This is a genomic window from Paenalcaligenes sp. DL 309 (assembly GCF_057475285.1).
Window position 1 is genome coordinate 60442 of the sequence record NZ_JBYBKW010000002.1, and the last position, 15447, is coordinate 75888.

Sequence of the window (15447 nt, forward strand, 5' to 3'; positions counted from 1 at the left end):
TTATTCTGCCTTAGCGTCTTCCTCATACAACGCCGTTACTATGTCTTTGTAAGCAGACTTAAGTTCAGGACGTTGCTCTACGGGCACTTCAAACGCATCTAAGCAGCGCAAAAAGACCTCATTGACGTCTAAGTCCTCTAAGGTTTCCTCAGCTTGCTGACTTTGTACAACCTGCTGTGCCGTACGTAGATTTCGGATACGCCGCACCTCAAGTGCGGTGCCCTCTATGGTCTGCAACACTAAATCACTAAGATGACTAGCAATTTCATCGCCCGTGTATTCAATCTCTAACCATGCATGACTGTTTTCTACTTTTAATTGTTGTAATTGAGATTGTATACGGGGCAGATCGCCTTCTATACGCTCTAGGGGCTGAAAACAGGGAATGGCCAAAGGCTGCACCACTGGCTGATTATGACTATTAAACTGCAATATGTTGACTTGTTTAGTCTGTTTAGCTTCACCAAAACCCATCGGTATGGGTGAACCACAATAGCGAATATGCTCTGTGCCAGCCACGCGTTGTGGCACATGCAAATGCCCTAGCGCCACATAATCAAACACTTCAGGAAACGCATCCGCCCCCACATAGGCTAAGGAGCCCACATAGAGTTCTCGTACCCCATCATCCGCTAAAGTACTACCACCAGCGGTAAATAAATGCCCCATACCAATAATGGGTACGGCCGTATGCCCTGCCGCCAAAAGCCCTTCTTGTTTTTGTTGCGCTATAGCAGCCACATCCGCATAATGTTGTTTTACCCCAGCTATAAGCTTTTTATTTTTATCATCACTGCTTTCCCCTGCGGCCACTGTGCGTATATCTTTATCACGTAAGTAAGGCACGGCACAGATAATAGCCTGCGGTGTATTACAAGTCTTTTTATAAAGCACAATCACTTCACCTGCCGGATCATCGGTAATTGCCCCCACCACATAGACATTCAATGCTTCTAAAAGCGTTTTAGGTGCGTTTAAAAAGGAAGGAGAATCATGATTACCACCAATCACCACCACATGATCGCAATACGATTGCGATACCCGCCATAAAAACTGATAATACTGCTCTTGGGCGCGGTTACTGGGTGTGCTGGTATCAAAAACATCTCCCGCTATTAACAAAACATCTATTTTCTCTTGATCTATGGTCTCTAGCAGCCAAGTCAAAAAAGCATCAAACTCATCGTAACGTTTTCTGCCGTACAAAGAACGGCCCAAATGCCAATCAGAGGTGTGGAGGATTTTCATATGCAGCGTATTTTAATTGCAGGAAGTGGTAGTAGGATTGCACAGGCGTTAATGATTTACTGGCAATCCCAAGGGGTGGAAATACTTAGTATAGGTAGAAAACCATCCTCGTGCTCAAAAAGCCATTTAACAACCGATATTACTGATGCTAAAAACATCTCGCTCATAACACAGTGGCTACAAGCACAAGGAGTTCTTCCTGATGCCGTTATGGTTTGTTTTGGTCTGCTGCACACAGAGCAACAAGGCCCTGAAAAATCATTAACTGAATTCACTGATGATTTTTTCCTAAACAATATCCAAGTTAATGTGTTGGCGCATGTACATTTAGCTCAAGCACTACAACCGTTACTGCGTCGCAACACAGAACTGCGATGGATGTCTTTGTCTGCCATGGTAGGTTCGATTACCGATAATAGTTTAGGCGGTTGGTATAGTTACCGCATGAGCAAAGCAGCCCTGAATATGTTTATTAAAAATTTAGCTATAGAGTGGCAGCGTAAAGCCCCTAATACCGTAGTGGTAGCCACCCATCCGGGCACTACAAACACCGAGTTATCAGCCCCTTTTCAGCGCAATATAACTCAAGACAAGCTTTATAGCCCTCAGCAAACTGCAGCCCGACTTAGTCAGGTATTGTTAAACCTTCAAGCCAATGACAGCGGCTATTTGCTACACTGGGATGGAAGTAGACTGGATTTTTAGCCAGTTAGTATTTGATTTATTTATTGAGACAAAATGACAGGAAAAGGTCATCGATTAACAGGCGTAGGGGCAGGGTTTTTTGCTGCGGCCTTAGTGCATGTATTAGGCTATAACTATACAGCAGAACTTCTGGCAGGGATTGCTGCAGCCTCCTCAACCACCGTGCCAGATTGGATTGAAATCCCCACTTATAGAAAAGGAGTGCGCACAGGCACATTGATACCGCACCGCACCATTACTCACTGGCCTATACTCTGGCTAGCATTAATGTATGCCGCTTTCCATTACCTTGAACCCTACCCCGCCGCGATTGCCTTAGGGGTTTGTGTGGGTGCTATAGCCCATATTTTGGCAGATGCTCCCAATCCCATGGGCGTACCTATGCTCTGGCCCCATAAACGTGTTTCTATTTTTGGTGGCTTGTGGCGTTCGGGTGAGTTTGAGAAGTCCATGACCTTTGTTTTTACCCTTGTAGGATTGGTTTTTTGGGCTTATACGCACCAAGAGACGGCTTGGGTGCAAACAATAATGGCGGGCTGGGCGCGGTTTTTAAGTTTATTTATGGCTTAGTACTCCTTTCCCAATAACGAGACGCCAGCTGATTAATAAAATGGGTTCCGTTTTTTTCATTATCTACATTAATGATGAACGCATCATTTTGTGTTTGAAACGGTTTAAGCAAAGCAGCGGCTACCCCTGTGTGAGCGATAGCTTTTAAATGCGCATACGCATCGGAAACAAAATCTTGCACTGCTTTGTTATTAGCTAAACGATCCGCTTCTGATTGAGTTAAGATCAGTGCAATACCGTCAAATAAAACAGAAGGTGCGCCCTCTATTTTTTCATCAGCTGCTAAGTGTTGACCATCGCTTAAATTCACTCCGCCCACTTTCTCTGCTATCACTTTTACCATTACCCCGGCTTGCTTAGCGGCTTTTTGTAGCTGATTGACTAAAGAAGCCTCAGCCCCATCACTCACAAACAACCCTAAAGAGCGCCCTGCAACAGGAGGCGTTTGTTTCAAGATAGATAAAGCATCTGATGCAGGCATGGTAATGGGCTCTTTGGCTGCTGTGATACGTTCTGGTAAATCCAAGCCCAAGCCTTCCGCCACTTTTACAGCTAAAGTCATATCCACATTTTGCAACTGCCCCAGCATACGTAGACGTACGTGATTTAACTGCACTTTGGAAAGTTCAAACACAAACGCCTCTACCATGTGCTGCTGCTCTACGTCCGTTTGTGATTGATAAAATAATCTGGGTTGGGTGAAATGATCCGCAAAGGTTTCTGCACGTACGCGCAGTTTATCTTTCCCTGAGCCTGAGTGACTTGCAACGGTTTTAAAGCCATGCTCTACAGCCCGCGGTCCGGTAGGTTCATTTACCTCATCTAAACTATTAGGCTCATAAGTGGCACGCCCTTTAAATTGATGCGTTTGCATCATGCCATCACGCTGAAAGTTATGCATGGGACACTTAGGGGCATTAATCGGGGTTTGATGAAAGTTGGTGGTACCTAAACGGGATTTCTGCGTGTCAAGGTAAGAGAATAACCGGCCTTGTAATAAGGGATCATTCGAGAAATCAATGCCGGGAACAATATTGGTGGGTAAAAAAGCTACCTGTTCTGTTTCTGCAAAAAAATTGTCAGGATATTTATTTAACACCATACGCCCTACCACCTGAACGGGAATATCCTCTTCAGGAATTATTTTCGTGGCATCTAATACATCATAAGGCTGCTGATTCGCCCAAGCCTCATCGAAAACCTGTAGTCCTAACTCCCACTCTGGATATTGTTCCGCTGCAATGGCTTCAAACATATCTCTACGATGATAGTCCGAATCCGCCCCCGATATCTTCACCGCCTCATCCCACAGAGTCGACTGCAAACCTTGTTTGGGTTTCCAGTGAAACTTAACAAACTTCGTTTCACCTTCTGCATTTTCTAGTACAAAAGTATGCACTCCAAACCCTTCCATCATGCGTAAAGAGCGAGGAATAGCGCGATCAGACATCAACCACATCACAGTGTGCGTAGACTCGGGCATTAAAGAAATAAAGTCCCAAAACGTATCATGCGCAGAGGCTGCCTGCGGAAAGCCCCGATCAGCCTCTGGTTTCACGGCATGAATCAAATCTGGAAACTTCATCGCATCTTGTATAAAAAAAACGGGCATGTTGTTGCCCACTAAATCCCAATTACCTTCTTCGGTATAAAACTTAACCGCAAAGCCCCGTACATCTCGAGGGGTGTCTTTGGACCCTTTAGAACCCGCTACCGTAGATAAGCGACAAAAAACGGGAATTTTCGCCCCTTTTTTTTGAAACAAAGAGGCTTTAGTCAATTCAGGAATAGGATGGGTGCACTCAAAATAACCATGCGCTCCCGTACCACGCGCATGAACAATACGCTCAGGAATACGTTCATGATCGAAGTGAAATATCTTCTCTCTAAGAACAAAATCTTCGAGTAATGTGGGACCTTGTGAGCCCATTTTTAATGAATTTTGATTATCTGAGATGGCTACGCCGTGATTCGTGGTTAGCGTATCTCCGCCTCGTTGCTGAGTTTCACCCCCGCTGCCTTGAGGATAAGGTGATTGAGTAGACGTTGGTTTTTTTGGATTAGACACGACGAGCTCCTTAGCTAAATTTAATATAGAAAAGATTTTCGTTACGTATAGCTACTTTCCAGTCTACTTAGCTATAAAAAAATAAATGTAAAAGCTTGATACTACGTGTTTTTATTATTTCTTTTCTCTAAACGTCCCAATACTGCAAGCACAAATAAAGCCACTAAGGTACTCGCTACAGCAGTGGCTTCACGCCCGTACCCAGCTGCAATACCAATGGCGGCAGCCACCCAAATACTCGCAGCAGTAGTGAGTCCGGTAACCGTGATATCTTTGCCTTGTTTAATAATAGCGCCTGCACCCAAAAACCCCACGCCAGATATGATGCCTTGCATAACTCGGCTTACATCAGCGCTTTCCATATTGCTGGTCACCGGCACCACAATAAAAATGGCGGCGCCTAAAGACACCAGCATATGCGTGCGTAAGCCAGCATCTTTACCTCTACGCTCTCGCTCATAACCAATAGCCGCTCCCAAAAGAGTAGCCAAAGAAAGCCTCAATAGAATAATCACGGCATCACTTAAATCGGTAATGTCTGAAAATTCAGCGACTAAGGTATACCAAATAGTTGCCATGATAATTTGTTAGGTTATGTGTAATTAATTTGTAAGAGCTAAAAAATTAGCTATGGCTTTTTTATCTGCCTCAGCGGCTTTTACATCTACCACATATTGAATGCCGTAAAGTTTCTTTTCTGGGTACTCAATCGCACCAAAGGGACGATCATCGCCACTTTCCACTTCCTTACCACTGGCCAGCACACTAAAGCCCTCGGGCAATTTGGAGACCTTGGCATCAAAACCAAGTGGTTTCACCATTTCTTTTTCAAAGCCCGTAAAGATCCCGTTATCTACATTATGTAATGTTAGTTTTGAAGGCGTGGGTGCATATTGATAACCGGCAGGGGTGACCGTGCCACCAAGACAGTCAATCATTACCTGCATACCTCGGCCTAAGCCTAAAAGAGGTATCGTTTTAAGACTAAACAAATCCGCATCCACGCCTTTAATATCATCGCTATAAACCGTGTATGGCCCACCAGCAAGAATCACGCCCGCAATAGTATTATTTGCCCTAATTGCGGCAGACGGAGTACTACGTGGTGCAACCTCTGTCTCAAAGCCTTGGTCGGCAATCGTTTCACACAGGGCTTCTATGTTGTCATAACCGTAATCAAGAATAATAATTTTTTTCATTTTAAAAACCTTCACCTTTAATACTTTAATAATTATATAAAACCATAGATCAGTCTGAATCTCTCTGATATTCAGGCAGCTTTACACCACACTGCTTACAGTATTTAGCATCCACTTCGTGCCCTTCAGTTAAACATTCCTGACACGTGCGTGTGGTCACTAACTTGGCCATGGCACGCTGTGCTATGGTCATTTCCATAGTAATAATCCCCGTGGGCACGGCCAATACTCCCCAGCCTAACATCATCATTAATGAGGCAATAAAGCGCCCTAAACCCGTTTGTGGCGTAATATCGCCAAAACCCACCGTGGTCAAGGTAGTAATAGCCCAGTACACCGCCACCGGAATATTGCTAAAACCATTTGCAGGCCCTTCTACTACGTACATAATCGTACCCATTACGAGTACTATCAGTAATACAACCGATAAAAACACCAAAATCTTCCGAAAGCTGGCACGCAGGGCACGCGCTAGCATTAGGTATTCTTTCATGAAGTGCGTCATTTTGAAAACGCGAAAGATACGTAACAAGCGCAGAGTACGTACGCCTATAAGGAAGGCCAAATCGGGAAAAAAGAAAGCGGCGTAAGTCGGTAATACCGCCAGTAAATCTACTACTCCGTAAAAACTGGTGGCGTAACGCCAGGGGCGTTTTACACATAGTAATCTTAGCAGGTACTCCACCGTAAAAAGCAGAGTAAAGCTCCATTCAAGCACTGAAAAAGTGAAGCGGTAATCGTGTGACCATGGATCAAAGCTATCTGCCATGATAACAACCAGACTCAGGCCAATCAGCAAAAACAACATCTGATCGAAACGACGACCCGCTACTGTATCAGCTTCAAAAATAATAGTATATAAACGCAATCGCCAGCCCTGCTCGGGCCGACCAAGAGCATCCTCAGTTGGATAACCGCGCATAGGCTTGCTCAGTACCTTTGGAGAGTAGTGTGGATAGCGCGTGCATACACTTTCCTTTTAATGCGAATTTATAATTGCCCAATTTTATTGAGTTTTAAGATGAATTAGTGGAGATATATGTCAATCCTCCTGCATTTCGGCACTTGGGCCAGTGACGGAAATGTAAGATGCATCCAAATCAGCTACCGATTGGGCTCCCGTCAGCAGCATATCGGAACGCAGTTCGGCGGCCAAAGCATCCAACACCGATTTCACTCCTGGTGCACCACCAACGCCCAGACCGTACAACACCGGGCGGCCTACCGCAACGCAAGTCGCACCCATGCACAGAGCGCGGATCACATCAACACCACGACGTATACCACTGTCCATGATGATAGGCACACGGCCGTCAACAGCTTTAGCGACCAATGGCAACGCACTAATCGCAGCCGGTACGCCATCAATCTGACGCCCACCGTGATTGGAGACTTGAATCGCGTCTGCACCGGCAGCGATGATCGGATCCACATCTTCGGCACGCAGTATGCCCTTGACGATCACCGGCAGTCCAGTTTCGTCCTTGATCATTTTGATATCTTCAGGGGTTAGGGCCGCCTTCTGCGCAAAAAAATTGCCGGAACCTCCATGAGCAGGATCGTGATTACCAAAGTTCATGTCACTTCGAAATGGCACGCCCATTTCCCGGAAACGATCCGACATCCCAGGCCCTAGCGCATCAGCGGTCAATACAATGGCCGAATAGCCCGCATCCTTTGCCCGCTTGAGCAATGATTTAGTGACATTTACATCTTGATTAAAATAAAGCTGGAACCACTTTGGGCCATCAGTGGCTTGCGCTATCTGCTCCAGCGTTGTGTTCGAGGCACCAGACGAGCAGTAGATGGTTTCCGCCATGCCTGCACCTCGCGCAGTGGCAACTTCACCTTCTTCATGAACCATACCGTGAGCACCCATGGGGGCGACGAAAAACGGGTAAGGTAATTTGTGACCTAGGAGTTCGATAGAGAGATCGAGCTCCTCGGGGCTAACGCCTGTCAAACGATGGGTCACAATGCGGAAATCATTCATGGCGCGGCGGTTTTCATGTAGAGTCCATTCATCGCCCTTAGCTCCTGTAACAAACACATAACCGGCTTCCGGAATCGCTTCTTTGAAAGGCTTTTCTAGCGCAGGTAGACTGATGACATCGATTTCGGCATTGGCGGTTGACGCACCGTAGTCCGAAGCGGCAACTGCGGCAGCACCAGACGCAGCTTTATTAGTCGATTCAGAGGGGGTGGTATTCTGCGCCAAAGCTACACCACTAAATGGTATCGCACCAATAGCCGCGGCAGTGTATCCTAAAAAACTTCTGCGGTTAGTCATATTAGACTCCTCATGTAATGATAAAATTTAGTATTTACCTCACCAACAAGTCTCTTTTACTGACATTAAAAAATCTGTAACCCGCTGCGCTGCGTGACCATCTCCGTAAGGATTCTTCGCTTGAGACATTTTCGTATAATAGGCACTATCTTCTAAAAGTCTTGAACAATGCTCGACTATAGTGCTGGTCTCAGATCCTATTAATTCCACAACTTTTGCCTCCACAGCTTCAGGACGTTCAGTCGTATTACGCAATAATAAAACTGGCTTCCCTAAAGCGGGCGCTTCTTCTTGTATACCACCCGAATCACTCAAAATAAAATCTGATTTTGTCATTAAATAAACAAAAGGAACATAATCTTGAGGTTCAATTAAATGAATATTACTACTATTTGATAAAACAGTATGTAAGGGAATTCGTACCGCAGGGTTTGGATGTACCGGCAGTACAAAAATCACATCGGGGTATTTTTGTGATAATTGTTTTATTGCCTGAGCAATCGCCTGAATGGGCTCGCCATGGTTTTCACGTCGATGAACGGTGATAAGCACCATTTTGGGATCGTTTTTTAGAAATGGGAAAGCCCGCTCCATTTCTAGTTTTCTGTCTGTGTTTTTTAGTTTCTCTTTAACTAAAAACAAGGCATCAATTACCGTATTACCCGTAACTACTATATCTTTACTTGCAACATGCTCTTGGAGTAAATTTTGTTTTGCATTTTCAGTAGGCGCAAAATGCAAACGACTTAATACACCTGTTAATCTTCTATTCCCTTCCTCGGGCCAAGGAGAAGACAGATCATAGGTTCTTAGACCTGCTTCAACATGCCCTACAGGGACTTTCAAATAAAAAGCACTCAAACTGGCAAGAAAAGAGGTGGTGGTATCTCCATGTACGAGCACAATATTAGGATTAAAGGTTCGCATCACTTCCGTCAGCTTAGGTAATAGTTCCACTGTCAAACTTTCTAAGGTTTGCCCATGCTTCATAATATTAAGATCATAGTCGGGCTCAATATTAAAAAGAGTGAGAACCTTATCTAATATCTCTCTGTGCTGAGCGGTTACGCATACTTTCAAATCAATGTCAGTACGCTTACTCATTTCCAGTATAAGAGGAGCCATTTTAATGGCTTCAGGCCTGGTACCAAAGACAATTAAAACTTTCATTTTTAACCTTTGAGTTATTTTTACTCTTCGTGCTTATCGATCTCTAACACTCCGGCACTACTAGGCAAATAACGTAAAGAGAAGTAAAGACGGTCTTCAAAATAAGCTGGGCGTTGTACTAATAATTCTTTAAGCTCTATATCCGATTTAGTGGAGGCACTAAAAACCTCTCCCTGATGCATAGTAAAAAGCTCGTAAACAACTCCACTGGCAGTCACACTATCCAAGTAAAGATTTCTTTGGTTAGCCGTAAGTGTATTAACACCACCTCCATCTTGCACCCAGACTCTAAGACCTATGGCTTGTATTTCTGCAACTAAAGCACTATATGATGCGGGTGTCATTTTTCCAGTAAAAAAACTACTAATATAAACAGGCTGTTCGGAGTACTGTTTAATTTGCTGCCTTGTTTCTTTAAGCCAAATAAGCATCTGCTGACGTCTAGACCTATCTCGCCAATTTAGATCATCAATTTCGGCGCTCATATACCAACCATCTGTTTCAAAACCTAGTGTCTCTCGCCAAAGTTGAACTTGTTTTACGTCTAAAACACGTAAGCGATTGAGGTAATTATTTAAGGCGGTAGCGGGTTGTTTTTGACGATCAAAAAACGCCGGGTCCATGTATAAGCCTAGAATTATCTTTAAACCTGCCTTGCGAGCACTCTCTACTTTATCCTGAAGCAGCTCTCTACGCTCCGGCGTTGAAAAGCTATCACCATAACGCGTCCACTGTACTACAAAGGTATCAAATCCCTCTAACCGCACTTTTTGCATTAACGCTTGCCATTTGGCGGTTGAAATAGATAAATCCTTATCATGAGGCTGCCAAATAATTCCATTCATCGCATATAGCGATAAAGGACTGAGCAAAAAAAACAGTAAAAATAATGAAAATAAGGATCGTAATTTATTCATTACCAACTCACTCCCAAAGTGAAGAATGCATTATTACGCCTTCCTTTAGGTTGGTTAATGGTGTTGAGTGTACGCTGATACTCTAAACCCACACTGACTTTATGGGGCCACGCGTTGTATTGCGTCTCCCCTAACCAAATATTCCAGCGCACTCCTAGCCCCATAAACTGCCCCCCCTGGGTAGAGCCTTTACTTCGATAGCCATTACTTTGCACACGTGCATACGGCTCAAGCGTCTGCCCATTCATCAGTTTATGATGCCAGCTAAGTCTATAATCTGCAGTCCAAGCCTGCACATTACTTCTTAAATAATAGGCTCCGTCTAAATAGAGATTTTGCGCTAACCACCCCACACCATTTGGATGCCATTCATCACTAAAACGCCCACCGTTAAGAAAGGAGGTACTCACTCTTACCATCGTATCTGAGTTGCCCTGTCTGTTTAGCGGTTGTTGTTGCTCAAGCGCTATAAAGAAAATCGAATCCCGTAACGGTTTCCAGCGCACACCCACTCCTAACACAGGGTCTTTAACAGGCAGCATCTTACCCGCTTCGCCCGTATCAGCAAAAACTCGGCTGTACAAAGAAATAAGATCCCCTTCAATGAGCTGATTACGTCCTAAGCGGTAATCAACTTCTATTTGCCCAAAACTACGATAACTTTTATTTGGTGCCACTGCTGTGGTTGGGTTTGCAGCGCCCACACTGCCCGAATTTAAACCCACAGACATATCGGCATTACCTGTCCAGCGGCGAGCCACATCCTCATGCATGCGCCGAAAATCAAAAAGAGTTTGATTTTCTTCTAAGCTTAATGGCTCCACTTCAGATACATAATTGATGGAATCAATAACCTGACGTGCATAGTGCTGCGTACTCAGCACATCATCTAGCCGTTGATTCACATACGTTAACTGCTTGAGCAAAGCCACATCATCCGGCATGGCCTCCAGTGCACTCTCATGAGCCTTTTTGGAGGCCATGAACTCTTTTTTATCCCATAAGGCATAGCCCAGCGCGGCTTGTAACTGTTTATTATCAGGCTCTAAAAAAATACTTTGCTCTAGATCTGCAATGGCTTCATCTAATTTATCTAACTGACGGTAGACGGCACTACGAGAACTGTAAGCTCGTACTGTAGGCTTTGCTAGAATGGCACGACTAAGGTCTGCCAAGGCTAACTCCGGCTGATTTGGCAAATACCGTTGGGCATGTAGCCACCAATAATGTTCCGTGTTATCTAAGCCTCGTTTTTTCTGTTCTAGTAACCATAGATCTCTTGCCGCGCTATCATTAGCCACTTGGGCCGTCTGCGTAGCCGCTTTCAAGTCCTCGTTGCTCATTACATGAGTGTCAATCGACTGCCACGCTCTCAAGGCCTCTTGGTAATCTTCGACTTCATAAGCTTGATAAGCCACCGCACGATGGTTGTATTCCTCTTTCTTACGTGACTCTGCTTGCTGGTATGCATAAAGCGCTAACCCTGGAAACGCATCTCGATAACAATCCCCCAATATCTGCCACGTCTGCGCCTCATAGCTAGATGAAAAATCCTCTAATAACGCTACAGTTGCAGCACAATTATTCGCAAACCAAGACAAGGTGCTTTGAAATTGCCTTAACTCAGCAGTGGCTAAGGGTTTTACTAATCGCTCTTTTTGTTCTGCTGTAATGGCGTTTGGAGACGCAGCCACTAAATCTGATAACCTCAGCATTAAACCTTTTGTAAGTGCTTGATTTCTCTTATCTGCAAATGGATAGCGATTCGCTAATAAACGAGCCGCCTCCTGCGTTTTCCCAGACTGCATTAACTGCCAAGACAGCTGATCTAAATAGTTAAGATCGGATGGGTTTTGCTTATAAAGCTCACGTGCTACGCGCAAGGTTTCTGCTTGATTATGAGTGGCAAGACTCAACGCATAGCGCTCTGCTAAATAGCTATTTTCAGGCAAGGCTTTCAAGAGGTTTTGTGCAAGACGATAGTCTTGATTTTTTAATGCGATAGGTAAGGTTTCACCCGTCACAAAACGTTGATTCTCAGAAAATTGGATTGTCTGTTGCACTAAGGCCTGATACGGGTCTGAGTGGTAATTTGATAATAAATACAACCAACTTTTTTCTTGCTCTGCCGTTTCAAAATCAGGCGCATTACTCGCTAAATACTGTGCTAACTGGTCTGACTTTGCTCGTTCTAATAAGGTGGTGGCATACGCTATTTTTTCAGCTGGACTATCAAACACCCCTTCAGACTGTAATGCTAACAATCGCTGATCTAATTGCCCTAAGAGCAGAGCATTAAACCATTGATTTAACTCCTGAGGGTTCAACTTACGTTTACCTTCTTTTTGAATGCGACTAAACACCTCATCAACCATGGGCCATTGCTGTAGAGTAATAGCCCGCTGTGCAATGTCTTTTTCCAAGGCTTGGGCTTGAGGCTGCTCTTTAAAATTGGAATCCGCTAACTGGTCAAGTGCAATATCTAAGGCCCCTAGACGCAACGCGTTTTGCCCTACCTCGCTTCTACATTCCGTGCTTGGCTCTGCATCACAACGATGCTGTTGCTGGCGTAATTCGGCTAGGTTTGTGATGGGTTCCACAACTTTTGGTAATGCGTTCAATTGCTTTTGTAATCTAGCATCTTGAGGATGTCGTTTTAGCTGCTCTAGTAACATCGCACGCGCACGCTCATCGTGATCAAAGTAACGATAAGCTTCTACCAAATATATGATTAACGGGATACTTTCTGGCGCCAGCTTATGAATATGCTCGAACTCTTGTAAAGCAACGCCTTCGTTATCGTTTTCTTGAGCTTTCAACGCTTTTTCTAAATGCGGATAAATGACAAAATGTTGATAACTACTTACGCCTAGCTCCTCTGCACTGGTGCCTGTTTTTGCCTCTGCAATGGCTACTTTTAAAGTGAACGTGAATAACAACAATCCGCTAACTAAACACCAGAAAAGCATAGCCCTGAACTTTTTCATACGTCACTCTCAATTTTTTCAAGCTCAGAAACTTGACCAGAAGACAATCCAGCTTGTTTTAATAATGTTTGCATCGATACTTGCAATTCTTTTTGTCGTGCTAAGGCTCTATCTAATACCTCTTGCGTAATCACTCCTTCAGTCACTAAAAACATGCCTAAAGGTAAGTCTGTACGCTCATGACGTAATAAAAGTGCACTCATGGAAGAACTATTAATCTGCCCAAGTGAAACCAGTATCTCTGTAAAAAGGAACTGCTCAGAAACATACTCTTCCCACAACTCGGCTGCCTGCTCTGAGGTGAGCCAAGCATGATTTACCGCCTTTTTTAATAAGGCTTTAGGGTTTTCATTTTTTTGACGTGCATACCAGTGACGTAATCCCACGACCACTTGACCTCTAGGCACAATCACATATTGAATAGGAGTTTGCACTTTACGTGCTAACGCCGCTAAAGAAACTGGGTCAATGCCATTTTCACTTGCTACTTTCAATACTCCATGCTCTTCGTCTATGGGCAATATGCCATAGTGCAAAGCAATCCTTGCGGGTATCTTATTAATTAAAGATGCGGAAATTTCAGATGGATTTATTTCTTCAAATTTAACACCGTTTTGTTCGGCTAATGCTGCAGCTAATTGCCGAGGTGTTACTAAACGGCGCGTAATTAAAACACCTCCCAAACGCAAACCAGGTACAGGATAGAGTAAGGCATCAGCTAATTCTTGCTCCGTAATCCATTTATGATCAATTAAAATCTGTCCTAAAGGCCGTAACGCTCGATTCTCACCCACAATACTTGGAAAATCATGGGTAGTTTTATCCCAAGCCACGCGACGCGGATCACCTTGTTGCAACACTTGTAATAAGGCGCGCCAATTTGCCATGAAATTAATGGTGTTACCCCAAAAGAGGCGTAATATTGATAAAACCCCTTGCCCCAACCCGTAATAGGACGTGACAAAAAAAACCCGTTGAAAAATCCGATTAATCATTAACCCAAGATTAATCCATAGCAAAGTCACTAACCATGGGTCACTGGTAAATATTGAGAGGAACTGCCAGGCATCCGGCCAAAATGTCTGATACAACCAAAGCAATACAAGTTGAAACATGACCAACATGGCCATAAAACTTGTAAAATTACTGAATAAACCTTTTCTATCACGCCACAAAAAATAGTTCAAAGTTAGACTTTTAGTCCAACCATGGGTTTTATAGCCTTGAAAAACAATCCCTATAATCCAACGAGACTTTTGTCTTACTGCTGTTTTAAACGTATCGGGAAAATACTCACGTACACAAATCACGTTTGATGCTCGTTTTCCTTGAAAGGTTTTTCTTTTAGCTGTTAAAGCAGCCTCATCTATAACAGAAAAACGAGCAAATATTCCCTCCATCCCTTTTTCTTTGAGACGAAAACCTATATCGTAGTCTTCAGTAAGACTTTGTACATCAAAAGCAATCCCATCCCCATCAAGCAATAAAGCCACTATGGCTCTACGGCTAAAGCAAGTCCCAACCCCCGCACTAGGCACCTGCCCTGCTAGCGCCTCACGTATAGGAACGTCTTTACCGTGCAATTCAGAGAACTCATCTAAATACGACTGACTAGTGAAATTAGTCCACTTACGCTCAAAAGGGTATACAGGTATTTGGATTAAATCTTTTCGATCAACAAGAAAATTAAATAACCGTAACTCTAGGGGTGAAAGCACATCCTCGGCATCGTGTAAAATAAAACCAGAAAATTCAAAATTAGCGCTGATTTCAAATTGCAAAATCGCATCTAAAATATTATTTAAGCAATCCGCTTTACTCGTTGGACCTGGGCGCGCGCAAACCACCTTATGGACATTGGGAAAACGTGCACAAACCTCATCCACATCTTTCTGGGTATCTGGATCATTAGGGTACGTGCCAACAAAGATATGATAATTCTCATAATCAAGCGTACTGGCAGCCAGTTGTGCCATATTACCTATCACCCCTGTTTCCTGCCATGCTGGAATCATAATGGCTAGAGGTTTTTCATCTGGTTTATAGAGCTCTTCATAGCCCATATAATCACGATGGCTATAAATAGTTACAAATCGAAAGACACGACGAACCCAATAAGCAATATCGATAAAAAGATCGTCTATACCGCTAATAATCATAGCTACTGCTAAAGCAATAGCAATAAACTTGAGCCCATAAAGATAGGTTGAAAATACATCAATCAAATCATTACCCAAAGCATCTAAGATATTCCTACCATACTACTACCTTAAGACGAAAAAAAGCCCCTGCA

At 43.8% G+C, this 15447-nt stretch carries 12 protein-coding genes; 2 read left to right on the forward strand and 10 right to left on the reverse strand.

Annotated elements, in window-relative coordinates; genetic code table 11:
* The gene (locus tag AC2UZJ_RS03000; RefSeq protein WP_486948647.1) at positions 1–1248 is read right to left on the reverse strand and encodes an exonuclease SbcCD subunit D C-terminal domain-containing protein; all 1248 of its coding nucleotides are present in this window, start codon (positions 1246–1248) and stop codon (positions 1–3) included.
* On the opposite strand from AC2UZJ_RS03000, the gene AC2UZJ_RS03005 reads away from it, so the two are divergent.
* A complete protein-coding gene (locus AC2UZJ_RS03005; RefSeq protein ID WP_486948648.1) occupies positions 1249–1953 on the forward strand; it encodes an SDR family NAD(P)-dependent oxidoreductase in 705 nt (234 codons plus the stop codon).
* A gap of 33 nt (positions 1954–1986) precedes the next feature.
* Positions 1987–2523 (forward strand): metal-dependent hydrolase, encoded by a 537-nt coding sequence (locus AC2UZJ_RS03010; RefSeq protein WP_486948649.1) that lies wholly within the window; start codon positions 1987–1989, stop codon positions 2521–2523.
* Here AC2UZJ_RS03010 and AC2UZJ_RS03015 read toward each other — a convergent pair.
* The 9 genes from AC2UZJ_RS03015 to nfrB form a co-directional block, all read right to left on the reverse strand.
* Positions 2513–4591 (reverse strand): catalase, encoded by a 2079-nt coding sequence (locus AC2UZJ_RS03015; RefSeq protein WP_486948650.1) that lies wholly within the window; start codon positions 4589–4591, stop codon positions 2513–2515. The two genes, AC2UZJ_RS03010 and AC2UZJ_RS03015, sit on opposite strands and share 11 nt — an antisense overlap.
* A 101-nt stretch (positions 4592–4692) precedes the next feature.
* Positions 4693–5169, reverse strand: coding sequence for an MgtC/SapB family protein (locus AC2UZJ_RS03020; protein WP_486948651.1), 477 nt, complete (start codon positions 5167–5169; stop codon positions 4693–4695).
* Positions 5170–5193: 24 nt separating this feature from the next.
* Entirely contained in the window at positions 5194–5790 is a 597-nt protein-coding gene (locus AC2UZJ_RS03025) for a glutamine amidotransferase-related protein (protein ID WP_486948652.1), read from the reverse strand.
* Between the two features lie 49 nt (positions 5791–5839).
* Positions 5840–6712 carry an ion transporter gene (locus tag AC2UZJ_RS03030; protein WP_486948653.1) on the reverse strand — a complete coding sequence of 291 codons (873 nt, stop codon included), beginning with the start codon at positions 6710–6712 and terminating at the stop codon, positions 5840–5842.
* Positions 6713–6832: 120 nt separating this feature from the next.
* Complete coding sequence (locus AC2UZJ_RS03035) at positions 6833–8080, reverse strand: alpha-hydroxy-acid oxidizing protein (RefSeq protein ID WP_486948654.1); 1248 nt, start codon at positions 8078–8080, stop codon at positions 6833–6835.
* A gap of 39 nt (positions 8081–8119) precedes the next feature.
* Positions 8120–9250: a non-hydrolyzing UDP-N-acetylglucosamine 2-epimerase gene (wecB, locus tag AC2UZJ_RS03040; RefSeq protein WP_486948655.1), complete on the reverse strand. Its 1131-nt coding sequence runs from the start codon at positions 9248–9250 to the stop codon at positions 8120–8122.
* 20 nt (positions 9251–9270) lie between these two features.
* Positions 9271–10167 carry a DUF4434 domain-containing protein gene (locus AC2UZJ_RS03045; protein ID WP_486948656.1) on the reverse strand — a complete coding sequence of 299 codons (897 nt, stop codon included), beginning with the start codon at positions 10165–10167 and terminating at the stop codon, positions 9271–9273.
* Positions 10167–13154 (reverse strand): NfrA family protein, encoded by a 2988-nt coding sequence (locus tag AC2UZJ_RS03050; RefSeq protein WP_486948657.1) that lies wholly within the window; start codon positions 13152–13154, stop codon positions 10167–10169. The genes AC2UZJ_RS03045 and AC2UZJ_RS03050 overlap by 1 nt, the downstream gene beginning before the upstream one ends.
* Positions 13151–15391 (reverse strand): cyclic di-3',5'-guanylate-activated glycosyltransferase NfrB, encoded by a 2241-nt coding sequence (nfrB, locus tag AC2UZJ_RS03055; protein WP_486948658.1) that lies wholly within the window; start codon positions 15389–15391, stop codon positions 13151–13153. Before nfrB ends, AC2UZJ_RS03050 begins: the two co-directional genes overlap by 4 nt.
* Positions 15392–15447: the final 56 nt, after the last annotated feature.